The sequence below is a fragment of the Armatimonadota bacterium genome (genome assembly GCA_013314775.1).
Lineage (GTDB): Bacteria > Armatimonadota > Zipacnadia > Zipacnadales > JABUFB01 > JABUFB01.
The window spans coordinates 964,422-986,407 of the sequence record JABUFB010000008.1 but is presented as its reverse complement, the minus strand read 5'-3'; the positions used below and the strand labels follow the sequence as shown (position 1 = coordinate 986,407).

16 protein-coding genes and 1 pseudogene are annotated in these 21,986 nt (G+C 63.5%); 7 read left to right on the top strand and 10 right to left on the bottom strand.

Annotated elements, in window-relative coordinates; genetic code table 11:
- Positions 1–422: 422 nt before the first annotated feature.
- Positions 423–3,632, bottom strand: a complete 3,210-nt coding sequence (locus HPY44_10950; protein ID NSW56524.1) for an NPCBM/NEW2 domain-containing protein — start codon at positions 3,630–3,632, stop codon at positions 423–425.
- A 535-nt stretch (positions 3,633–4,167) separates the two neighbouring features.
- On the opposite strand from HPY44_10950, the gene HPY44_10945 reads away from it, so the two are divergent.
- The 3 genes from HPY44_10945 to HPY44_10935 all read left to right on the top strand — a co-directional run bounded on the left by HPY44_10945 (position 4,168) and on the right by HPY44_10935 (position 6,376).
- A complete protein-coding gene (locus HPY44_10945; protein ID NSW56523.1) occupies positions 4,168–4,680 on the top strand; it encodes a sigma-70 family RNA polymerase sigma factor in 513 nt (170 codons plus the stop codon).
- A 158-nt stretch (positions 4,681–4,838) separates the two neighbouring features.
- Positions 4,839–5,576: a polysaccharide deacetylase family protein gene (locus tag HPY44_10940; protein NSW56522.1), complete on the top strand. Its 738-nt coding sequence runs from the start codon at positions 4,839–4,841 to the stop codon at positions 5,574–5,576.
- Positions 5,577–5,596: 20 nt separating this feature from the next.
- Complete coding sequence (locus tag HPY44_10935) at positions 5,597–6,376, top strand: isochorismatase family protein (GenBank protein ID NSW56521.1); 780 nt, start codon at positions 5,597–5,599, stop codon at positions 6,374–6,376.
- A 122-nt stretch (positions 6,377–6,498) separates the two neighbouring features.
- On the opposite strand, the gene HPY44_10930 is transcribed toward HPY44_10935, so the two are convergent.
- The 3 genes from HPY44_10930 to HPY44_10920 form a co-directional block, all read right to left on the bottom strand.
- Positions 6,499–7,197, bottom strand: coding sequence for a superoxide dismutase (locus HPY44_10930; protein ID NSW56520.1), 699 nt, complete (start codon positions 7,195–7,197; stop codon positions 6,499–6,501).
- A gap of 37 nt (positions 7,198–7,234) precedes the next feature.
- Entirely contained in the window at positions 7,235–7,828 is a 594-nt protein-coding gene (locus HPY44_10925; protein ID NSW56519.1) for a hypothetical protein, read from the bottom strand.
- A 130-nt stretch (positions 7,829–7,958) separates the two neighbouring features.
- Complete coding sequence (locus HPY44_10920) at positions 7,959–10,337, bottom strand: DUF4838 domain-containing protein (protein ID NSW56518.1); 2,379 nt, start codon at positions 10,335–10,337, stop codon at positions 7,959–7,961.
- A 259-nt stretch (positions 10,338–10,596) separates the two neighbouring features.
- Here HPY44_10920 and HPY44_10915 point away from each other — a divergent pair, with 259 nt between their 5' ends.
- The gene (locus HPY44_10915) at positions 10,597–11,394 is read left to right on the top strand and encodes a sugar phosphate isomerase/epimerase (GenBank protein NSW56517.1); all 798 of its coding nucleotides are present in this window, start codon (positions 10,597–10,599) and stop codon (positions 11,392–11,394) included.
- A gap of 61 nt (positions 11,395–11,455) precedes the next feature.
- Here the strand turns inward: HPY44_10915 and HPY44_10910 are convergent, their stop codons facing one another.
- Positions 11,456–12,667: an MFS transporter gene (locus tag HPY44_10910; protein ID NSW56516.1), complete on the bottom strand. Its 1,212-nt coding sequence runs from the start codon at positions 12,665–12,667 to the stop codon at positions 11,456–11,458.
- 190 nt (positions 12,668–12,857) lie between these two features.
- On the opposite strand from HPY44_10910, the pseudogene HPY44_10905 reads away from it, so the two are divergent.
- The 3 genes and pseudogenes from HPY44_10905 to lepB all read left to right on the top strand — a co-directional run bounded on the left by HPY44_10905 (position 12,858) and on the right by lepB (position 15,804).
- Positions 12,858–13,129 (top strand): annotated as a pseudogene (locus HPY44_10905) (prepilin-type N-terminal cleavage/methylation domain-containing protein).
- Positions 13,130–13,839: 710 nt separating this feature from the next.
- Positions 13,840–15,165 (top strand): neutral/alkaline non-lysosomal ceramidase N-terminal domain-containing protein, encoded by a 1,326-nt coding sequence (locus HPY44_10900; GenBank protein NSW56515.1) that lies wholly within the window; start codon positions 13,840–13,842, stop codon positions 15,163–15,165.
- 42 nt (positions 15,166–15,207) lie between these two features.
- On the top strand, positions 15,208–15,804 hold the full coding sequence (lepB, locus tag HPY44_10895; protein ID NSW56514.1) for a signal peptidase I: 597 nt from the start codon (positions 15,208–15,210) through the stop codon (positions 15,802–15,804).
- 3 nt (positions 15,805–15,807) lie between these two features.
- Here lepB and HPY44_10890 read toward each other — a convergent pair whose 3' ends face one another.
- From HPY44_10890 to HPY44_10870, 5 genes are all read right to left on the bottom strand, one after another.
- Positions 15,808–17,037 carry an extracellular solute-binding protein gene (locus tag HPY44_10890; GenBank protein NSW56513.1) on the bottom strand — a complete coding sequence of 410 codons (1,230 nt, stop codon included), beginning with the start codon at positions 17,035–17,037 and terminating at the stop codon, positions 15,808–15,810.
- A 112-nt stretch (positions 17,038–17,149) separates the two neighbouring features.
- Positions 17,150–19,639, bottom strand: a complete 2,490-nt coding sequence (locus HPY44_10885) for a hypothetical protein (GenBank protein ID NSW56512.1) — start codon at positions 19,637–19,639, stop codon at positions 17,150–17,152.
- A 184-nt stretch (positions 19,640–19,823) separates the two neighbouring features.
- The gene (locus HPY44_10880) at positions 19,824–20,336 is read right to left on the bottom strand and encodes an HIT domain-containing protein (GenBank protein ID NSW56511.1); all 513 of its coding nucleotides are present in this window, start codon (positions 20,334–20,336) and stop codon (positions 19,824–19,826) included.
- A 133-nt stretch (positions 20,337–20,469) separates the two neighbouring features.
- A complete protein-coding gene (secG, locus tag HPY44_10875; GenBank protein ID NSW56510.1) occupies positions 20,470–20,709 on the bottom strand; it encodes a preprotein translocase subunit SecG in 240 nt (79 codons plus the stop codon).
- 38 nt (positions 20,710–20,747) lie between these two features.
- Positions 20,748–21,716 (bottom strand): alpha/beta hydrolase, encoded by a 969-nt coding sequence (locus HPY44_10870; GenBank protein ID NSW56509.1) that lies wholly within the window; start codon positions 21,714–21,716, stop codon positions 20,748–20,750.
- Positions 21,717–21,986: the final 270 nt, after the last annotated feature.

The following is a 21,986-nucleotide window of genomic DNA, read 5'->3' as shown; positions in this document are numbered from 1 at the left end:
GTCATCCAGCCACTTGGGCGTCTTGGGCCGAATACACCAGCCTCCGCGAGCGGCGCACTTCACGCGCGAAGTAGGGGTTCTTCAGCCCCGGCGAATTCGCCATCACCAGGTCCACCGACCGGCCCAAAAGGGCAGCGAGGTCATCCCGGAAGCTGAAGTACCGTGACATCCACGGGCCCATCGGCTCGTCAGGCTGGAACTCCACGATGAAGTCGATGTCGGAACGCGACGGATCGCCCCCCCCCTGCCGCCGCTGACCCGAAGACTTCCAGCCTGTTCACGCCGTACCGTCGGCACAGCGCCGCAACACCGTCGAGCTTCGCCGCCAGTGCGTCGATCATCGCTAACTCCGGGGACACAAAGCGAATCGCCGAATCAATTGAACCCGCTCTGGCGGCATCAGCCAAGTGGCGTCCCCCCTGCTACTTCCTCACCACATCCACCCTCGGCTCTCCCCACATCGCCCAGTCGAAGTTGAAGGGGCCGTCTGAATCAGTCACCAGCGAGAGCAGTATGGTCTTCTTCGCCCACGGGGTGAGGTCCGCCGAGATCTCACCCCACTGCCCCGGAACCATCTTCCGGCTTGCGACTTCCTCCCCGTTCACCAGCACCCGGAAGATACAGCCATCCGACTGCGAACCATCCCGCAGGCCTACGAAGCTGTGGAAGGTCCCCAGGGTCTCCGCGAGATGCGCCAGGAATTGCATGTGTGTCTGCCCCTGGTTGGGCGGATGCGCGGTGAATCCCTTGCGGCTCACCCCACCCACGGTCGCTGCCGCAACCGATGCTCCCGCGTACTGCGGGCTGCGCAGTTCCTCGCCCGACTCGGATACGAACCCCACAGAGAACGGTAGCTTCGTCATGTCGCAGGGTGGGTCGACTGCCAGCGGATCGCCCGACACCAGGCATATCGCGCCCGGGAAGACCGCGGACACCTCGTAGGTGGTCTCCCCGGTACGCTTCAGTTCCAGCTCGCCCTTGCCCAGGGCATAGCGCCAGGGGATGGGGGAAACCAGCGTCATTACACTCGGCGTCTGGCGGTGGCGTTCGATGCGCGGGTTCTCCCACCGGCCCCAGTCGAAAGTCGCCTGCTTGCTCGGTCCGGTATCACCGGTGAGAGTGACCGTGACCGACTTGCCACGAAGCTCCGCCAGGTCCAGTTCCAGCGGCACAGGTTCCGACGCGGTGGCGTGTTTCCAGGCCTTGAGCGTCGTCTCGCCATCCGACACCTCCACGGTAAAGGTCACGCCATCTGTCTTGCCGGGGCCGATTGCGCCCTTATCCATGAAGACGCGGCTGACGAACTTCGGCTCGCCCTCAGCAGGCAGGTTGACCTGGAACCTCGCATAGACCGTCCCGGTGCCGGATGCTTCGAGCACTCCGGTAGCGGGGTTCTTCCGCTGGGCTCGCCAGGGCGGGTGCAGGGAGAAGAGGTCGGTGCCGGTGAGCTGGAAGTGCGCGCCGCAGTCCGTCCCGCCGAGGGCGCCCGTGAACTCCTCGCCGCCGCCATCGTAGACCGTGTACCCGGTGCGCGCTCTGTCGATGAGGTCCGCAAATCGGGCCACCGATCTTCCGGTGTCCTGGGTGCTGATGACCGCCACGTCCGGATGCAGCGTGATCCCTGAAGGCCGGGTATCCGGCGGGAGCGAGGTCACGTGGAAGGCCTGCGGGTCACCCGGTTCGGGGCTCACCGCGTACCAGCTTGAGGGGTCCAGCCCGAAGACCTCGCGCTCGTTATATGCCCTCCAGCCCTCAACCGACCCTGCCCCTGTGTAGCTCCTCACGCCCGTGATTGTGCGGGAGACCGTTTTTCGTTCCTGTCCTGAGAGCAGCGCGAAGCCCTGGTCGGAGACGTACCACGCCGGCGTGCCGTCTGCGCCTCGGAAGGCGAAACGCGTGCCCGCGGGCCAGTCGCCGTCAGTGTCCGGGTCAAGCCGCTGGCTGTGGTAGAAGCGCGCTTCGGTCATGAGTTGCCGCTCAAAGCCCACCGGGGACTCGAGCGAGTTCACCGTGGGCCGCGACCACGTAGGGATGACGCCCCAGTGGCTGTAAGCCTCCATCCAGGCCGCATACAGTTGCGAGTTCCCGGGTGGGCATTGCCCCAGATATCCGTTGATGATGGTGTATGGCCGCAGCAGGTACGAGGAGACCGCGTGCGCGCACCGCAGCCACGAAGTGTGCCAGGTGCCCTCGCTGTGATTCAGCCCCCATGCGTGGCGCTGTGCGAAAGCTTCGTGCCGGAAGGTCACCTCATTGAGCCCCTCGCCCGATAGCGCAACATGGGGGAGCGCCAGCCGAAGCTCCCGGTGCTCGGCGATGTTCCCCTCGGCCATGGTCATCCCATCCACCAACCCGCCCGCGTGGTTCCAGATGCAAAGTGTCTGGTCCAGGTGGAGGGCATCCACGGGGTACTTGGTACACAGTTCCACCATGCGCGACACGAATAACTTGCGCCATTCGCTGCTGGCCGGGTTGATGTACGCGAACTTGATGGCTGGTTCCTCACCCGCCTTGAGCTTGTGGGGGTAAGGCCACGTCCACCAGAGCTTCTCGCCGCTGAAAGGATCGCGGGTGTGGTACTTCTCGAACCGCTCGTACTCGGGGTTTTTCGGGTCGCAGCCGAAATAGTTCACATGCAGCATCACACGAAAGCCCAGTTCGTGGGCGCGGTTGAGAAACGCTGCCAGGCCCTCTTTCGCGGTGTAGTCGGGGTAATTGCGATCATAACCATCCAACCGCCAGTCGGGGACGTAGAGGCAAGTCTGGGTCGCGTCGAACTTCTCGGCCATGACATCCAGCAGGTCCAGGTCCATGCCGCAGATCACCAGCAGGCGGATGTCCTTGACCCACTCCGGCTGCTGGTCCTCTATTGGCGTAAGCCCGAAAGCCGTGTGCGCCCAGTCGCGGTACTGCCGCGCGGGCACTCGCCAGTCGCCCCGGTATGCTGCCAGACGCCATTTCACGCTCTCGATCTCCGTCTTGTCCGCGAAAGGCGCGAGATTCTGGGTCTCGAAGGCCAGCTCCCAGCAATCGGCGCGCTTCCAGACCCGCAGCGTCTTGTACCGGCTCAGCGGATCCTCGGCCCATACCCAGAAGCCACCGCCCTCGCCCTCGACAATGACGAACTGGGCCTCCCAACCCATGGGATACGGGTACTCGAAGGACGAGCCGGGTGCGTCACGGGTGAGTCTCAGGCCGCTGTGCCCCGGCACGAGAATGCTGTAATCCAGCGGAATGCCCGTGATGCCCCAGCGCACGGCGTAGAGACCCGGGTCGCTGTCGCCGGACTGCCTCAGCACCAGGCCTGCGCCGCTGGAATCCGCCTCGATGTGCACGGTCATGGTGCCCTTGCCCTTGCCGGTCAGTTCCGGCCAAGATCGCTCCGCGGGTAGCTCTGCCTGTGCGACCTCGCCCGTTTCAGCCGCCGGGGTCAGGTCGCCCTCCAGCCGTCTCAGCCCGGAGAGTACTCGGTCTTCCGAACCTGCCGCCAACACATCGCCCCTTGCAGTGCGCAGGGAGGTGATGGTGCCCGCGCGCATCTCCCACTGCAGTGCGCTCGTGCTGAACCGGCCTTGTGCCAGACATCCAGCGGCCATTGGGAGTACGAGGACCATTGTCACGATGGGTCTCATATGTCAATCCTCTCCGCCTTCAGCGGCAAGGTTATGTGCCGTCTTCCATACTCCATTTCGTCTGTGAGGCCGTCCTTTCCTGCGGTTTCGTAGCGGCTTCACTGTCCCGTCCGCTGCTGCCACCTGCATGGAACAACTTTTTTTCGCCCGCCCTTATCAATTCCCGTTCCCCAGGCTATAATCCCAACATACGCCGCGCGCCAGTTGTGTGCTCCACGCGGCAGCAACTTATCCTGCGAGAGAAAGGGGGCATCACCACCGTGAGATCACCAGGACTGACCGCCTATCGGCCACTGATACATGGAAGCGGAGACATCTCCATGCTTGCGTGCCAAGCGACATCCATTGTGGGCACAGGCGTTCACGCGCACGTCATTGACATTCTCAACGCAGACAACTCGTGGCAGGTGATGGCCCCCGAGCCGGGCGACACCTGAGGTCAGAAGACCACACCGCGCAATCAAGCGGCCACGAGCGAAGAAAAGGCTCGTGGCCGTTTCATTTTGTCCGAAGGTGTATCCCGGGAGGGATTGCGGTGAAAACCCTGGTCCGCCGTGCTCAAATCGGCGACAAAGAAGCCCGGCAGCAGTTGGTGGCAGCGCTGCGCCCGCGGCTGACCAACATGGCGCGTTACTACGCCCGATGCTGTCACGAGGACTTCGACGACCTGCTGGGCGAGGCCTGGTTCGCGGTCTTCGAAAGCCTGGACGTGGTTGATATCGAGATCGGCCAGCCTGACCAGTTCCTGCTGAAGCGCGCGCGCTGGCGTATGCTGGACTACATCAAGTGGGCCCGCCGCCGGCGCTGCACCGAGCCCGAGGACAATCGCCACGAGGCGCAGTGCGAAGACACCGCCTGGGTTGTCCTGGACGAAGCCCTGCTGGCAACGCTGCTGGAGGGGCTGAGCGAGACCCAGCAGACGGTCCTGAACGGGCTGATGAAGGGACACACCTGGCGCGAGGTCGCTCAGCAGATGGGCTGCACCAGCGCCAACGTCGCCTATCACGTCCGCCAAATCCGCCGCCAGTGCGAAGATCTGGTGGCATGACCGAAGCCGTATCGCTCCCGCGGAGCCCGGGCTATGAATGACGTCCGGGCTCCGCGACCTCCGCGGGCTTGTTTCTCGTCTCACGCAGGTCTCAGCGGTCCTTCCGTCTAATACTCCCCCTCGCAGTACCCACTCCGGTGCACGCGGGGTTCCCACCTATGGCCTGGAAAGACGGCAAGCGCTGGGTCTACTCCATCACCTACGACGAGGGCTGTGCGCTCCTGCTCGAGCATGCACTCCAGGTACACCGCGAGTTCGGCATCCCGGGCCATGTCTGTCTGGTCGCAAGCCAGATCGGCGTACCCCGAGACGTTCCCGGCAGCAGTTATGACGGGATGATGATCCTGTCCAGAGATGAGCTTCACGCACTGCATGCCGAGGGCTGGGGAATCTCCTCCCACAGTATGACCCACGCGGCGGTTACCGATGCGAATGCGCTGGAAGAAGTGGGCAGGAGCCGGGAAGTCCTCGCGCAGGCCACCGGGCTGCCCGTCTCTCTCTTCTGCGTCCCGGGTAACAACGAAGGCTATCCTCCGGCGCTGAGAGTCGCCCCCGAATTCGGCTACCGGGGGATTCTCACCATTTACGACGATATCAACCGGCCGGGGATGGACCTGTTCCGTCTCGCCCGGTGTCCCCTGCATCACGAGTACCCGCCGCCTTTCTACTCCGCCTTCGATCCCTACAAGCGGCTGCACCAGGCCATCGACTCCGGGGGCTGGGTGATTGACTACTGCCACTGTCCCACACCGGGCGAGGCGATTCACCCCTGGAAGGACTGCACCCTGGAGGAACTCCGGCAGCGCTTCGAGACTGTCTGCCGGCTTGGGGGAGATGACGTCTGGCTTGCCGAACCCAATGAAGTTGTCCAGTACATCACGGGCGAGACTGCCTGACCAAGGAACGGAGGATCACTGTGGGCAATTTGCGTTTCGAGGGCCGCTACTACCGCACCATCCCGCTGACCGACACGGGCTACGAGACACACACCATCGAGCTTGACCCGTTGAAAACCGCGCTGGTGGTCATGCATTGCTGGAACATCGGCTGTGAGGGCGGGCCGGAGATTGACCCCAACTTCTGCGTGGGCATGGGGTTCCTGGAATCTTTCCGCGAAGCCGAACGGATCATGCGCGAGTGCATCCGCCCCGCAATGGACGCCGCGCGGGCTGCGGGCATCCTTGTCTGCCATGTTGAGAGCTCGGCAATCGGCGCGAAACACCCCGAAGCCATGCAGGACCTGGACGAACCCGTCCACAACCCCTATCAGCCCGGTCCAGTGGTACCCGGTTGGCGCGAGGAGATCCTGGCCAGATCCCATGGGCGAGATTACGCCACGCTCTCGCCCTATGGGAGGATGGACCGGGCGCAGATCGTGGCGCCGGAGCCGGGCGAACCCTTCGTCCACCAGACTGGTCAATTCGACCGCGCTCTGCGCCGCCATGGGATCGAGAACCTGCTGTACACGGGCTTTGCCACCGACATGTGTATCCTGCGCGCTGGTGGCGGAGTCGAACTCATGGCGCCTTTCGGATACCGCATTTTCCTGTTGCGGGATGCGACTCTCGGGGTGGAGACTCCGGAAAGCTTCCCGGAACGCATCGCCACGCGCTGGGGCATCCAGTATTTCGAGACCCATTACGGCGACACGCTGCTGACTGAGGATTTCATCGAGGCTTGCAGGCAGTTGGGTTGAGAGATCCGCGGTTCGCCTGGCACGGGAGCACGCCCGCGATAGTCTGTTGGACGGTTGACACGAACGAGGCGGCCCCGGCATCTCGCCGGGGCCGCGCACCTTTGCTCATCCGCGGGCAGGACCTATCCCGTATACAGCGCATTGATCCGTCCCCAGTGCAGGTTCTGGAAGAACAGGTCCATGTACGCGCCGCGGTTGGGGCCCTGATCGTGGTAATAGGCGTGTTCGAAGACATCCAGTGCGATCAGCGGTTTGGCTCCCCAGATGCCGCCCAGTTCGTGCTGGTCCACCAGGTAGTTATGCAGCCGGGCATCGCTGGGGTCGTAGCAGCACAGCGCCCAGCCTGTCGCCTGGCTGCCGATGGCTTTCATGTCCGCCATCCAGGCCTCAATGCTCCCGAAGCAGTTGCGGATCAGCGTCTCCACCGGGCCATTTCCGGGCTTCCCGTCTCCGCCCAGATTCTCCCAGTAGATCTCGTGGAGGATCATCCCGCTGGCGTTGAAGCTCTCCGATCGTTTCAGGCCGGCGTACACCCGGGCATCGAACCCCGCCGTGCCCGGCCCAAGTTCGGCCAGCTGCTTCTCGATGGCATTGCGCTTGGCCACGTAGCCCGCATAGTGAGTGTCGTGGTGCCAGGTGACGACCTGCTTCGAGATGCCTTTGAGCGCATCGTAAGGGTACTTCAGCGGCTTGACCTGGTGCGTTGCGAGTTCCTGTGCCGCTGCCGGGGTCTGCCCGAATAGCGCCGTCCCCGTTGCGAACACACCCACCGCCCCCGCGCCCATGGCGCCCACGAATGCGCGTCTGTCCACTGAACTCATTTCATCGCCTCCAGTTCTGTCTGTCCTTGGAGCCGTCCTACTCGGATGGCTTCTCCTTGTCGATGGCATGGCTGAGGATGATATTGATGTCCTTGGTGCCCTCTTCGGTGGTCACGCTGATGCTCTTGACCTTAGGCTCCTCTCCGACGGTCATGATGAGCATCTGCTGCTCACCCATGTTCATCTCGTTAGTCTGGGCATCGGGGTATTTCTTCTTGTAGAAGTCGGCGACTTTCTCGAAGCTGTCACTTGTCTTGAATACCGCGGAGATGTGGGTCAGCTTCTCATCGCTCATCCGGCTGCCGCCTTCCTGCCTGGCGCCCGGGTACACCTCGATGTCGAGACCCTTCAAGTCCATCTCCTTGCCGCCGGCGACCGTGAACTCCTCGCCCTTCTCATTCTTCATGGTCACGGTCATGTTCTCGTCCTTGCCCTTTGTCTCGATGGTCATCTGCTGCCCGTCTTTGCCCTTGATCGTTGCTTTGCCGTCCTGCATGTCCCTCGAGAAGCGCGCGGCTTCCCCCACCGCCTGTGCGGTCTCCTTGGCTTCCTGCACCTTGGCGCAACCGGTCACGATTGCACCTGACACCACCACGGCTGTCACGATTGCTGCAACGGTCATCCTCAACACGAATACGGCCCCCTTTCCATGAGCAGATGGACGTCGCGTTATGGCCATTGTACCAGCCGGCCCCGTGTGCGCAAAGGGCGGCTTTCAGTACGCCACGGCAGCGCCACCAGAATACTGACGGCGGCCCGTGTTATTCCCCTCTCTCCTTGGCCGCTTTGAGCAGGCGCACGATGACCTCCGCGTCCAGTTGGCGATCAGAGGAAACCAGGCGCACCGGCTTGTATACGCCCCCCATGCCGATGCGGTTGAACACGGCCACGGTGAGCTGGTTCGGTTCGTCGAGTTTCAGCTTGTCGGTCACATCCACTACAAAGGGCGTTACCCAGATGGATTCCGGCGGCAGGCCGGTGGTGGCGACGGTGTGTTCGAAGACTTTCTCACCGTTGAGATAGACGATCGCGTCCTCATCCACCGCTTCGAAGAAGAGCTTCACCTTGCTCGCCTTCATGTTCCCGGGTACGGTGAAGGTCTGTCGATACCAGCCCCAGCCGTTGTAGTCGGCGAAGCCCTGGCTCTCCCAACCGTTCCCGGTGTCACTGCGCACTGTGGCCCAGTCTGTGGCGTCAAGATCCTGCGCGAACCAGCGTTCCGCGACGCCCTTGCCCTCCGGGTCTTTCGCGAATTTCCACTCATTGCTCAGTTCCCAGCTCTTCCAGTCGTCCCTGCCGATGCTCGCCACCTGTTCGAGGATCCCGACCTCCGCGCGCCAGCTCTTGATCTTGCTCTCCACGTCCGGCGGACCCTCGGCAATGTGGGTCATCCCGACACGCTTTGTGATGGTCTCGAATCGGTCCACGAGGCCGGGGTATGCTGGGCCGGTCTCCGCCGGGCCGCGCATGATCTGTACGTAAATGATGGGCAGACGCTCCAGTTCCACCCGGTGGAGGATCTCCTCGCTCTCCGCGAGGGCCTCGGCCGTGTCGAACAGTTCATTGGCGCGGGTCAGGAAGTCCGCAGACAAGAAGGGAGAGCGCATATCGTACCGGATACCGCCCTCCGGGGCCTTCATGCTCTCTTCATGTACCCGCGCCGTCTCCTGCAACAGGTTGTAGTAGTCGGCGATTGCCGGGGCAGCCTTGCCGTAGTAGCCGTACACGAAGTCATGCATGAGCGCGTCCGTGTCCAGCGACGGGTTCCACAGCTGCTTGGCCCACACCCAGCAGCGCATAAGCCCCCGCTCGCTGCCCGGGCTCTGGTAGGCTCCTTGCAGCATGACGCCCTGTGCATTGTGCTCCACGAAGTTGCGGATATTGTCCGCCACCGCGTGCATGTTGGGCATGGGCGCGCAGTAATGGCTGAAGTTGACTACGTAGTCCCAGATATGAATACGGTCGTGGATCCGCGCCCAACCCTCCAGCGCGGGCTGGAAGATCTCGCTCTCCCGCGCGGGCCGGAAGGGCCGCGACCACATGCAGCGGTCAGTGCACAGGCGGATCGCCACATTGTGCCTGGGACGGATTGTCTTCGGCGGGAGGTACGTCTCAAGATAGGCCAGCGTGGAGACCGTCACGTCGGGACGCTCTTTCTCAATGCCTTCGGCCACCGCGTTCACAAAATGCAGCAGGCTGCCGGCATCGGAGCCTTCGGCCTCGTCGATGGCGCGGCAGTTCTCGCACACGCATGAGCCGCCACCGTCATTCTTGGAGACACTGATGATGACGCCCTTCGGCCGGTCTTTCAGAATCGCCAGCGCGGTCTCGGTCGCTACTCGGATCGTATCTGCATTGGTGTGGCAGACCTGCCGCGCGGTGCGCGTACCGTCGGCGTTCTGCATGAACATCTCCGGGTGATCCTTGAAGTACTTGCCCGGTGGAACCAGTTCATTGTAGGTGTGCACGAATCGTGCATACTGCACATGCCCGCCCCATTCCTCCGGCACCGGTGCAGAGGGGGCATTGGTCCGGTTGCGCAGAGACCACTCGCCGTTGAACGCATCATGGACGAAGGGGTCGCGGATGGTCAGCTTCGGGACGAAGACCCGCGGAACCGGGCGCACCTTGAGCGTTGGCCGGTGCAGGATACGCGTGGCCGACCTGGTATACCACCGGCATCCCAGGTCCTCTTCGAGGAACGCGAACACTGCGTTGATCGGTCCACGTCCCGAGCCGCCCCGCAGTATTAGTGACTCACCGCACACCCAGATCTGGTAGCCATCCGCCTTCAGGTCTTGCGCGGGCTCTCCCACAACCCGGTTGGTTTCGCCCACACTGATCTCGTGCTGCTGCTTGGGAGCGCTGTCATCGACCACCGCGTATTCCGCGTCGGTCATCTCATGCAACCAATGGGAGAGTTCCTGGGCAGCCTTCAGTTCCGCCCCAGTTTCCTGCTCCGGGATCACGATTACGTAGTCGGTCTGACCGTTTCTTGCGAGAGTCAGTTCGGGCCCGGGCTCACCTGTGGGTTTGAGCGCATTGCGCCAGTGCTGGTCGCCGGGGAGGTCCGACCATCCCGCGGCTGCCACTAACAGCATCAGAAGGGCAATCATCAGGACGGCGTGGGGGAGACTCATCGATTTGCCACCTGCTTTCGGGAAGTCGTGCTCCCAATCTGTTACGCACCTCGTTGTCTGCAGACCGCCGCCCGAGACGGTCGGTCTGAGCGAGACGACACCCACGCCGCGTAGGTCGAGCGTCGGCTCGACGAGGTAACCCTCTGTACCCCATTTCCCCGCCTGCTTTCACATCCCTCCGAAGGTGCCCCGTACATTCCGGCGAATACCCACCGCGGACGGTTGACATTCCGAACACGCAGTCCTGGAGGATGCGACCATGAAATGGGCGTTCATCGGGCACAATCACCTTGAAGGCGTGGAATCAGATGCGGCATTCGCGGCTGAGCACGGCTTTGCAGGGCTGGAGTACAATTACTGGGGGGACTTCAAGAATCTGACGGAGGAGACCGTGGTGGCCATGCGCGCAATTCTTGACCGCCACGGTGTGGGGGCATCAGCTATCGGCCTGTGGGGGTGGAATCACTTGTCGCCCGACCCTGATGTGCGCGCGGAGGCCCACGAGATGCTGAATCGCGCCATCAAGTTTGGCGGGATCCTCGGGGCGGACGTCCTCATTACCGGCGGCGGCGCCATTGAAGGTGCGTCTCTGGCGGAACAGGCGGCAGAGTTCGTGAAGGTTTTCCCTCCTTTCCTCGACAAGGCCGAGAAAGTCGGCATGAGCACATCCATGTATGCGGTCCACGGCAACAGCTTCTTCACTTGCCTGGAGGCGTACGAGCTTGTCTGGGAGCATCTGCCGCAGGTGGGGATCAAGTACGATCCGGCCAACTGGTGCCATCACGGCGCGGATTACCTGGAAGTTGCGCGGAAGCACGGGGACAAGGTGGGTTACGTCCACATCAAAGAGCATCTCTACATCGACGGCGAACTGGCCTCTCAGCCCCCTGCGGGCATGGGCGACATCGCCTTCCCGAAGGTGCTGGCTTTCCTCTACGAGCACGGGTACGATGGCTACCTGTCCCTGGAGCCACACGGGCCGATCTGGTCCCGCGATCCGTTCCGGGAGAAAATGCTGCGGATCTCCCGCAAACACCTGGACCCCTTCGTCCTGTAGCCGGGCGAGCAAAGGCATGACCGCGCGGCGCAGGTGAGATACGGCGCCGCGCGGTCGTGCCTCAACGACGATGCGTGCTGCCCTTCGGGATGAAAAACGCCACAATCCCCGCCGCTACAGGGACCCACACGATCCACCCCAGCGCGTAGGCCACGCCGTACTCGTCCGCCATCCTGCCAACGACTGGTCCCACAAGCCCCGCGATACCCCAAACGCCGCCCATGCCCAGGGACGCGCCGAGACTGGCGCCTTCGGGCAGCAGCTCCTGGGTGTGGGTGATGTTTGTGGCCTCTGCGCCACGCATGATGAACCCCGCCAGGAACAGGAGCGCGAAGAACACGTGCAGCGACGGCAATGCGGCGGCCTGCAGCGCGTAGTACAGGATCGGCGGGCTCATTAGCAGGCTGATGATGGTGATCCCGCGCCGGCCGAACCTGTCCGAGATATGCCCGCCGGCGATGCCTCCGATTGCCCCGCCCGCGATGAAGTAGAAGCCCGCATGCCCGCCGGACACTAGCGCCCGGCCCTGTTCGCTGAGCATCAGCGGGATGAAGTTACCGAAGGCGATTACCGTCGCGGACCGCAGCACCATCACGGCCATGAGCGGGGCCAGTTGCCCGAGATAGGGGAGAAAGTGCTGTCGCAGGCTGAAAGCCACGGCAGGCTTGGATATGCGCGCCTCAGCATTCACCCAGACCAGTACCAGCGCGCCCAGTATGCCCACCGGGGCCGCGTAGACCAGCCCCCTCATGCTGCCCGCGAGATCGTGCAGGTACGGGCTGCCCAGGTATCCGAAAGCGTATCCGATTGCCCCTCCAGCGCCAAACAGTCCCATCCCCAGCGCCCGTTTGTTCCCGGACACCGCAACCGCAAGCGCCCCAGCTCTCGGGTGGTAAATGGCCACGCCCATTCCGCCGAGAATGATGCATGCCAGGAACTCCGGCAGCGTCCGCGCATACCCCACGAAGCTGAAGAACAGGGTGCTGATGAGCGTGGCAACCACGATCAGTCGCCTGGGCTGCCTGCGGTCGGTGATATACCCGAACACCGGCTGGCTCAGGCTGGTGGTCAGTCCCCACCAGAAAGCGATCGCGCCGACATCCGCATTGTTCAGCACGAACCGCTCCTTGATCTGCGGCCAAAGCGGAGCGATGAAATTCACGTACGCGTCATTCAGCGCATGGCCCATAGACAGGGCCAACAACTGGGAGACGCGCGTCCGGCGCGATGTTGCGGCGATTTCGGGAACTGGATCGACGTGGGTGGGCGGCATGTTAGCACTACGCCTGGATGGATGCCCCAACGGGCATTGACTGTAGACCTTGCGGCACGCCAAGTCAACGGCCAAAGGTGCTCGAAGGCTTCTTGCCGTGGCTCCGGTTATTGCTTTGTCTGCTGACGGTCAGTATAATGGTTTTTGCGCACTGTTGCGCGTATGCACCCACCAAACGGAGGTGCCGCACATGACCCGTCGAGGCTTCACGCTCATCGAGTTGCTCGTGGTCATCGCCATCATCGCTATCCTGGCCGCCATCCTGTTTCCTGTGTTCGCAGGGGCCGTGAGAAGGCACGATCCGCCAGTTGCCTCTCAAACGTCAAGCAGATCGGCCTCGCCGTTCTCATGTATGGTCAGGACTATGACGAGCGCTATGTGTCGGCGGCCTGGTGGGGAAGCTACTTCTGGTGTGACCGCGTCGCCCCCTACATGAAGAACACCCAGCTGTTTGTCTGTCCGTCCCACAAAGGTGATCTCTGCGCAACCGGTACCTGCAGCAACCACAATGCCCACGTGCGCTACCCGGACCTTGGGTACGGGTACAACCACTATCACATCAGCTATCCCTCGGGTTTCGTGGGGCTATCCAACCAGCCGATGTCCGCGGTTATGTCCCCTGCCTCCGTTTTCATGGTGATGGACTTCCAGTGTTACTACACTGCGACCACCGGGAGCGTGGACGGCAGCAAAGGTTACGCCAATAAGCACAATGGCGGGACGAACATCTGCTATGCCGACGGCCACGCCAAGTGGCGGGGCTGGGACAGCCTGAAGTTCGGTCCTTCCACCTTCTCCGCGACCCCTCACTACTACGAGTTCGACTACCGCTTCGAAGGCTGATGCCCCCGAGACAAGACGCCACACGGCCGCCTGGATCGCTCCGGGCGGCCGTTTCGAGGCTGCCGGGTACCTTCATGGTCGCCAATGTACGGTTTCCTCTCGGTAGCCCACGTCGTAACCTTCCTGCGAACGCAGAGCTATTGCCGCAACGCCGCGCAAGCATGCGGCCAACGCACCCACCCCGCGCCCGACTGTCTTGATGAAACCGAGCCGTGAAAGCCGGGCCTCCCGCGGCTTCTGATTCCACCCACGCCTCTTCCCTTTTCCTCCGCTGACATTCTCCTGCAGACTCGGTATGATAGACCATACCATCTGCCTGGAGGATCGTCATGTCCCTGTACGCCGGTGCCGCGAAGGTCAACATCACCCCCCACGTGGGCTGCTGGATGGACGGAAACGTGCGTGAGGAGGGCAGCAAGGGCATCCATGACCCACTGTATGCCCGCGCGCTGGTCTTGCGCGAGGACGACGGCCCTGCCTTCGGCCTCGTGGTCCTGGACGTCTGCGGCTTCTACGCGCCCTTCGCCGCGGAACTGCGAGGCCGGGCTGCCGAACTGTGTGACATTGCGCCCGAGCGCATCCTCACCGCCGCCACCCACACTCACGCGGGCCCGGCGTTCCTGGGCATTCTCGGCGAGACTGCCGGTGCGGAGCTGGTCTCCCTCACTGCCCGGACTGCCGCCGGGGCCGTGAAGATGGCTTTCGATTCGATGCGCCCGGCCAGGATTGCGTGGGGGAAGGGCATTGCCGAAGAGCCCGTGAACAACCGACGCCTGCGCACCGCGGACGGGGAAACCCACATGAACTGGGAGGGGCTGGACCCGGACAGCGTGACCGAGGTATTGGGCCCGGTAGACCCGGAAATCCTGACCCTCCGTGTGGACGGCGAAGATGGTCAGGCTATCGCCTCGGTGCTCAACTACGCCCTGCACCCGGCGATCCTGGCAGGCGACAACTGGCTGTACTCCGCGGACTGGCCCGGATACGCGATCAAGGTCGTGGAGCAGGCTCGTGGCGGAACCGGGATCGTGCTCAATGGGGCAACGGGCAACATCAATCACATCAACTACAAGCGCCCCAACCAGCAGCGTGGGTTCTATGAGGCCTGGCGGCTGGGAACCATCGTCGGCGCGGCGGCGTTGGTTGGGCTATTGAGCCGGGACGACATGGCATCAGACGCTCCCGCCGGGATCGCGTCCACGGTCGAGAGCATCCCGGGGCGCAGTTTCACCCCCGAGCAGGTCGCTAATGCGCAACGCATCGTGGATTTGGCGGTGGGCCCCATCCGCGCTCAGGTGGACGGGGTGCCGGAGGCGGTCTTCGCCCAGGAACTGCTCAAGCTGGCGGCCCGCGGCGATTACCACGAGGACTGCGAGATACAGGCATTGCGGGTCGGCGACGGCGCTCTGGTGAGCGGCCCCTTCGAACTATTCGTGGAGTACCAGCTCGAACTGAAGTCCCGGTCGCCCCTGCCTTTCACGGGGTTCGTCGGGTACTCAAACGGTTACCAGGGCTATGTTCCGACGCCGCGGGCCTTCAGTGAGGGCGGCTACGAGCCGACTCCCTCGGGCTGGAGTAAGCTGGCCCCCGAGGCCGGTGGCATGGTGATTGATGCCGGGCTCCAACTGATCGGCAGGCTCGTGGCTGATAGCTGAAGGCGCACGGGCGGAATGTGGCCGGGGCAGGAGACGGTTGAGTTGCGACAATCAGGTCTTGCATCCCAGGCTGGTGCGATCCTGAAGCGCCCGGTGGGCAGGTGGGCCGTGTGGGTCCTGCTCATCGCCGTTGCGGTGTTCGTTGTCTGGCTCGCCCGCACCATACGCATCGGTGTGGTGGTCTCCGACTCCATGGACCCCACGCTGAAACGCGGCGACGTTTACGTGATCCGCATCGATGCGTACGGTGATCGTCTGCCGCAGCGTGGTGATATCGTGGTCGTGAAGCGACCCGAGAACCACGAGAACCTCGTCAAGCGTGTCATAGCTGTCGAGGGGGATCTTGTGGGGGTTGCTTTCGGCCAGGCCATGGTGAACGGCGTCTGGCCGAATGAACCGTACATCAAGCGGGAGCGACTGATCCGCGAGCGACCCGTTCTCACGACCGTCCCCGCCGGCGAAATCTTCCTGCTGGGAGACAACCGCAATTTCAGCGAGGACAGTCGCGACATCGGCACGCTCAAAGCCGACCACGTGCTGGGCAGGGTCGATGCGGTTATCTATCCCTGGTCGCGCCGCAAGCGGATTGAGCACGTGGAGCTGGAAGTCCCCGAGGACCCGCCGCAGCGACTTTGGTAGCCGCTACTGCCTGGGCGCGGGACCAGACAGGCTGTTGGCGATGAAACGTGCTGTCTCGGCGACCCCCTGGCGGCCCGTAAGCAGCGCGAACAGTGCATCCGAAATCACGGCCTGCGCCGCGTCCCAGCGTTCCGAAGGCACCCCGCGCGCCCTGTGAATGTCAGCGATGAAAGCCGCATAGTCGGGCTCGAGTCGGTATCTCTCCAGCAGGTCCGCGTGTACAGGTATTCCACCCAGAGCCAGCCGTGCTTCCGCCTGTTCAGAGCCAAGAAGCGACGCGAGCACCTTCGCGGAGGCTTCCAGATGACGCGTGGGCTTGAGGATGCATGCGACATCTACATCAATCTGGCCGACGACGGATAGCCCGGCAGGCAAGGGCGCGGTGGCCCACTTGAGGTCGCCACCTTCGGCCTTGAGGTACTGCGCGAAGTCACAGTCCGCCACCATCATCGCCAGCCGGCCATCCTCGAAAAACCCCTCAAGCGACTCCTGGTCCCACGCAAGCACCTCGGGCTCACTGGCGCTGTGCAGATCTCGGTACAGGCCCAGCGCGGCCTCCAGTGCCGCCATGTTGGTCCTTCCTGGCTCACCCACCAATGGCAGATCGCCCCCCAATGACCAGAGTACCTGCAGGAACATGCGCGCGCCTGAATCGTCCCGGATACCTGCCAGGCCGAATCCGTACACATCCGGCGGCCTGTGACATCGCCTTGCAGCGACCAGAGTGTCGTTCCAGGTCTTCGGGACCAAGACCCCGGCCGCCTGCAGCAAGTCGGGACGATAGAAGAGAGCGCGCGAGCGGGTGATCCACGGGATCCCGTAGAGCTTTCCGGCGTGGCGCAGGCTCTCCCTGACGGACGGCGGATAGCACTGCAGTTTCCGGCCGTCGACGAGAGCATTCAGGGGCTGGAGGGCGTGTGCGAAAATGGGGAGCCAGCGATCGGGAATGATCACGATGTCCGGCAGGCCTTCGTTATCCTGGCTGGCCCACTGCTTGAGCTGGTGCAGCATGGTCTCGGGTGGCAGCGCGCGGATTGTCAGAACCAGGCCGGGATGGTCGCGCTGAACCAGGCGCGTGACCGCACCAACCGGCTTGAGATCATCGCGGGTGCCACCATGCCAGATGGCAAGCTGCACCTGTTCACGCAGGATCCGCGTGGTTGCCGGCTGGCAATGGCCCGCCTGGAAGGCGGACAGCACGGCCAGGCAGAACAGGGTCAGAGGGGTTCTCATCACACGCTCTTAGATTCTCTTGGGCGTCTCGTGGTTCCCGTGGCAATACCGGCAAAATCAGACAGCCGCGGCGTAAGCCCGCGGCTGTCGTCGCTTCGCCCTGTGGCATGTTCTAGAACTTGATCGCAGCGTCGGGTGTGAACCCGAGCTTGATCAGTTGGTCGGCGGACGTGTCGATGGCTACCCCGCGTTTGCCCTGAAGCTGCGGTGACTCAGGCAGGTAGAAAACGCCCTCATCCTCGACCACGATGTAGCGCCGGATCGCCTGCGCGGCTGTACTCTTCGCGCCGGGCGGCGGAGTGGCGACATTGACGCTGGGCAGCGCGGCGTATTCCGTCTTCGGCCGGGCATTGCGGGTCTCGGAGCCCTGCTCCTCAACGATCTTGAGCGTAAGATTGGCGACAACATTGGTCATCATCGCATCGTCGCCCTGGGCCGCGGCCGCGCCACCGGCTCCCGCCATGCCTGGCATTTCTCCTCCCATGCCGGGGGGGGCCATTCCCGCACCCATCATTCCACCACCCATGCCGGGCGCACCACCCACCGGAGCTCCGGGCATGGCGCCAGGCCCTGGCATGGCGCCAGGCATCCCTCCGGCCATGCCGGCACCGGGCATTCCGGCACCAGGCATCTCCATGCCCATGCCGGGTCCCATCATGCCCGCCGCGCCGCCTGCCGCCGCGCCGCCACGCACAGCCAGGGACCGGTCCTCATCAATCGGCCAGGTTGCCCCGTCATACGGGGGGACCGCACGAGACATGGAAGGCATGACGATCTCGGACGAGGACCACAGCCGGTTGCGCGCGGTCCGGTCCATCAGTCCGCTGAAGCCGCCTTCATTCAACCACAGCTTGTGGAAGTAGTTGTCTTCCATGCCCACGACATGACCGGATCTGTAGGCAAAGTAAGTGACGCGCACCAGGTCGGTCTGCACCATGGCGGAATCTGAGTTGGTGCCGGTTGCCAGCAAGCGCGGGTTGATGTCGCTTAGGCGCCAGCCCTGCATCTGCTCCAGGCTCCAGGAATCGGGGTCCGAGTAGTTGCGGTACCGGGTGACAATCCGTGCACACTCGTAACCCTTGTAGTACTCAAAGCCGTCGAGAATATGTTTGATCGGGCCATTGCGGCCGCCCGGGAGCACCTCCACAATTTGCGTGCCCCCAGCAGAACCCACCATCCGGCGGGTGTGATGATACAGCGGGGTCAGGTGATTGGGACCGAAGGTCGAGCCGCCGTTGGGGCTAACGAGAATGTGAAACTCCTGATCGAAGAACGGAAGGACGGTCATCGGGCCCGTCCATTCGTCGCCCTCCTTGACGGGAGCCGTCGGGTATGTGATCCACAGTTCTGCCAGCGGCCAGCGGGGGTCACCGACCTGGAGCTTGGTCATCGACCCGTTGCTCTGGATCACCGTTCGGTACTTGCGGCCAAGGCCGTCCAGGTTCAGCGGCGCGAAGCTTCCTGCTCGGTCAAGCGCGCGCGTTTCGCCAGCGGTCGCTGCGCCCATTCCGCCGCCCATCCCACCGGCCATGCCGCCCATCATTCCGGCCTCGCCGCCCGGTCCTGCGGGCATTCCGCCACCGGCCATGCCGGGACCGCCGGCCATGCCGGGACCGCCGGCCATGCCGGGACCGCCGGCACCGGGCATCCCACCGGCCATCTCCCCACCCGCGCCGCCGGGCATTCCGGCGCCCATTCCACCCCCAGCGGAACTGGCGCCGGGGATTCCAAGCACAGTTGCCGCTGGATCACCGAGATAGTACACGCTGCGCCGTTCCCAGGCCTCACCAAGATCCGACAGGGCAGGTCCCAGCATCTCGACCCAGCCCTCTTCGGGGTACTGGTCGATTACGCCGTACTGCACGTCGCGCCAGGTTGATACCATTGCCCGCCGCAGCGGATCGCGGTAGTAGTCTTCGTCACGCTGTCCGTGCCAGCGCTTGCCGTCGGCCGTGTGGCCGGGTCCGAAGGGTTTTCGGACCACGTTGCGCCATTCGGCAGCCATTTTCATCTCGGCCAGCGCAGGCCGGGTCGGCTGCTGCAGGTTGTCCACTTCCAGTGGGGTCAGGCGAGCATTGAGTTCGCCCGTGGCCTCGTAGCGCACGGTCTGCTCGGGGGCGCCGCCGGGTTGAAGCAGGATCCTGCCGTCAGCGTTGCGCGGCGGGTTCGCGATGCCGTTAGCGACAGTGACCGTGATCTTGGTGGCCTCTCCAACCTGTTTGCCGTCCTGCCCAAAGGCAACAGCCGTGATGGTGTACGTTCCGTCAGGGAACCGCCGGGACCCATTGTGGGGGTCCCAGGGGTCTTCGGTATTGACGTATGTCTGTTGTGTGTCCCACGAATACTCGAAGGGGTAGATGACCGCCACCGCCAGGTCGGCCTTGGGAGCAGACATGTTCTGGCCGGTGATGCGGTAGGAGACGTAGCCGCTGTTGTTGCCATCCACCGGACGCTTCTCCGCCTGCACCACCAGTTCGCCGCGAACAACGGCGCCATCAGTGGGGGAGACGAAAGTGGGGCCTGCGGCGAAGGACAGCGTGGTGACGCTGAGGGCGAGGAATACGACCATTGCTGTGATGCGAGCGTTCAGCGACGCCATCATGTACAGTCCCCCTAGCGAGGAGGTAGACGGAACACCAATCGGCACGTCGCGCCGGACACGCCGCGCGGATACCGGGCACGCATACGACAACCGCAGCCGCCATATCTCCCTGTCGGCCAGCGGACTACACGCTACATTTCGACGCTCCGGCCCCATGCACCTGCCCGGTTCCACCGCATTTCCATCATCTCTCGCACGCCGCCTTCCCCTCGCCCAGTTCCGCCGCGATCAGGGGGCGCAGAGCACACGCCGATGCCTCAAGAGCCTGGGGCACGACGCGCGTATCGGCGCAACTGGTCATGAAATTGGTGTCGCCTTCCCACCTGGGCACGATGTGAAGATGGATATGCTCGTCGATCCCCGCCCCCGCGGCTTTGCCAATGTTCATGCCGATGTTCACGCCGTGCGGCCGCAGGCAACGCTTCATCGCCCGGATGCATCCCTGGGTGATGACCGCCATTTCGGCCAACACTCCCGGCGGGACGTCCACAATGTCGCCGACATGCTCATACGGGACCACCATCAGGTGGCCGCTGTTGTACGGATACGCGTTGAGCACCACGTAATTGTGCTGCCCGCGGTACAGGACCTGTTCGGCGACGTCGTCGCTGGCACGCGCCTTTGCGCAGAGAACGCAGCCTTCGACCTTGGGTCGGGCTACGTAGTCTATCCGCCACGGCGCCCAGATGTGTTCCAACCCAGTGATCCTCGAATTCTTGCATTCCCCGCTACGGCCGTCCTTGGCGGGAATGACCGGCTCCTACATGACCGCATTATACCGGGGCAAGAAAGCCAAGTCAAACTTGCGGAGCCGCTGAACGCCCCGAGCTCTACTGGGCGCGGTAGTGCAGAAACGAACCAATGACCATAGCCACGAGCCACACGATGGCCGAGTACTTGGTGATCTTGTACAGCCACTCTTCCTTGCTGCCGGGCTTGAACCGACGATCGGCCCCGCTACTCCCGCCCATGGCGGCTGAGAAGCTCTCCGCTTTGGTGGTCTGGAGCATGACTGACAGGATAAGTGCCGCGCCACTCAGCGCAGCGATCACGAAAAACGCCGTCTCCATACTCGTCTCCTCCGGCTAAGTGTGCCCTCGCCCGGGGCTCAGTTCCCGGCCGCCGCAGCAGGCTCGGGCATCAGGTTCTGGGATTTCAGGAACTCTGTCACCTGCTTCAGCAGCACATCAAGGGGCGGGATATGCCCCATCATATTGTCGCTCTCATACCAGACTATGCTCTTTGGCTCACCAGCGGCCGCGAACAGAGCCTGCCCACACTCGGGAGGCACGATTTTATCGGTGCGACCGTTCACCATGAACAGTGGCCGCGGCGAGATATGCCCCACGAAATTGAGTGGCTCAATGATCGCCAGCGACGCGCGAAACTGCCCAATGTCGCCGATCGCGGCCCGCATCTCCTCGGCGTCGCCGATCGCGGTGCGTGCGAACATGGTGACGAGGTCGCCTCCGGCAACCACGAGACAGGCTGCTTTGATCCGGGTATCCAGGGCGGCCACGATGCTGCCCATGATGCCACCCATACTCACCCCGAGAAGGCTGACGCGTTCTGCGTCCAGGTCCTCACGGCTCTGGATGTAGTCCACGGCGCGCATATTGTCGATGATCGTCTGGCGGAATGCCCCCGTGGTTGCGTCCACGCCGCCCGACAGGATCTTCTGGCCCTCCACCTTGCGATCGCCGTGCAACTGGGCGTCGATCCCGACGATTGCCACCCCCAGCGGGCAGAGAAGAGGTGCAGCAATGCGCAGTACGTCCTGCCGGCTTCCTCCCAGTCCGTGAAGGGAAAGGATCACCGGCGGCTTCTCGACGTTCTTCGGCTTGCAGACGGTGCAAGGCACGGTCTGGTCATTGACGCTCTTGAAGCGCACGGTCTGGGCGGTGAACACCCCGAGGTCGACGGGTTCCTCGGCCACCGGCTCGAGCGGCAACGAGTGGTCGTATGCGTATGCGGCCTGCAGTTGCTCCCAGGTTGGCTGCGCCAGGGAGACAGATGCGTGCAGCCCCAGAATCAAAACGAAGCCGACGAATGCTGCTACCCCTCGCACGCGCCGCATAAGAGTGCCTCCGAGAACAAGACATGCGGCCACTTTGGCCGCCGAACGATTCTACCGCAGCCGATAGCGAACGTCAAGCAATACCAAGCTGCGAATCGGAGCATCGGTCTTGTCGGATGCGCACCTGCATCGCGTGTGGCCGGCGTCCGGTGACCGCGGTGTTGGGGTCGTGCCCGGTGCTAGCAGGCCCTGGATGGTGTAGTCTGCCTCCAGCCCCCGGAGGAAGCTGAGGGCCTTCATGGCCTGAAGGAAAAACGCAGGCCGGGATGG

Excerpts from the sequence above, each read along its gene's own strand:
- HPY44_10885 (NSW56512.1), bottom strand. The coding sequence starts at position 19,639 with ATGATGGCGTCGCTGAACGCTCGCATCACAGCAATGGTCGTATTCCTC.
- secG (NSW56510.1), bottom strand. The coding sequence starts at position 20,709 with ATGGAGACGGCGTTTTTCGTGATCGCTGCGCTGAGTGGCGCGGCACTT.
- HPY44_10930 (NSW56520.1), bottom strand. The coding sequence starts at position 7,197 with ATGAGTTCAGTGGACAGACGCGCATTCGTGGGCGCCATGGGCGCGGGG.
- HPY44_10890 (NSW56513.1), bottom strand. The coding sequence starts at position 17,037 with ATGAGAACCCCTCTGACCCTGTTCTGCCTGGCCGTGCTGTCCGCCTTC.
- HPY44_10920 (NSW56518.1), bottom strand. The coding sequence starts at position 10,337 with ATGAGTCTCCCCCACGCCGTCCTGATGATTGCCCTTCTGATGCTGTTA.
- HPY44_10940 (NSW56522.1), top strand. The coding sequence starts at position 4,839 with ATGGCCTGGAAAGACGGCAAGCGCTGGGTCTACTCCATCACCTACGAC.
- HPY44_10950 (NSW56524.1), bottom strand. The coding sequence starts at position 3,632 with ATGAGACCCATCGTGACAATGGTCCTCGTACTCCCAATGGCCGCTGGA.
- HPY44_10870 (NSW56509.1), bottom strand. The coding sequence starts at position 21,716 with ATGCGGCGCGTGCGAGGGGTAGCAGCATTCGTCGGCTTCGTTTTGATT.
- HPY44_10900 (NSW56515.1), top strand. The coding sequence starts at position 13,840 with ATGTCCCTGTACGCCGGTGCCGCGAAGGTCAACATCACCCCCCACGTG.
- HPY44_10910 (NSW56516.1), bottom strand. The coding sequence starts at position 12,667 with ATGCCGCCCACCCACGTCGATCCAGTTCCCGAAATCGCCGCAACATCG.
- HPY44_10915 (NSW56517.1), top strand. The coding sequence starts at position 10,597 with ATGAAATGGGCGTTCATCGGGCACAATCACCTTGAAGGCGTGGAATCA.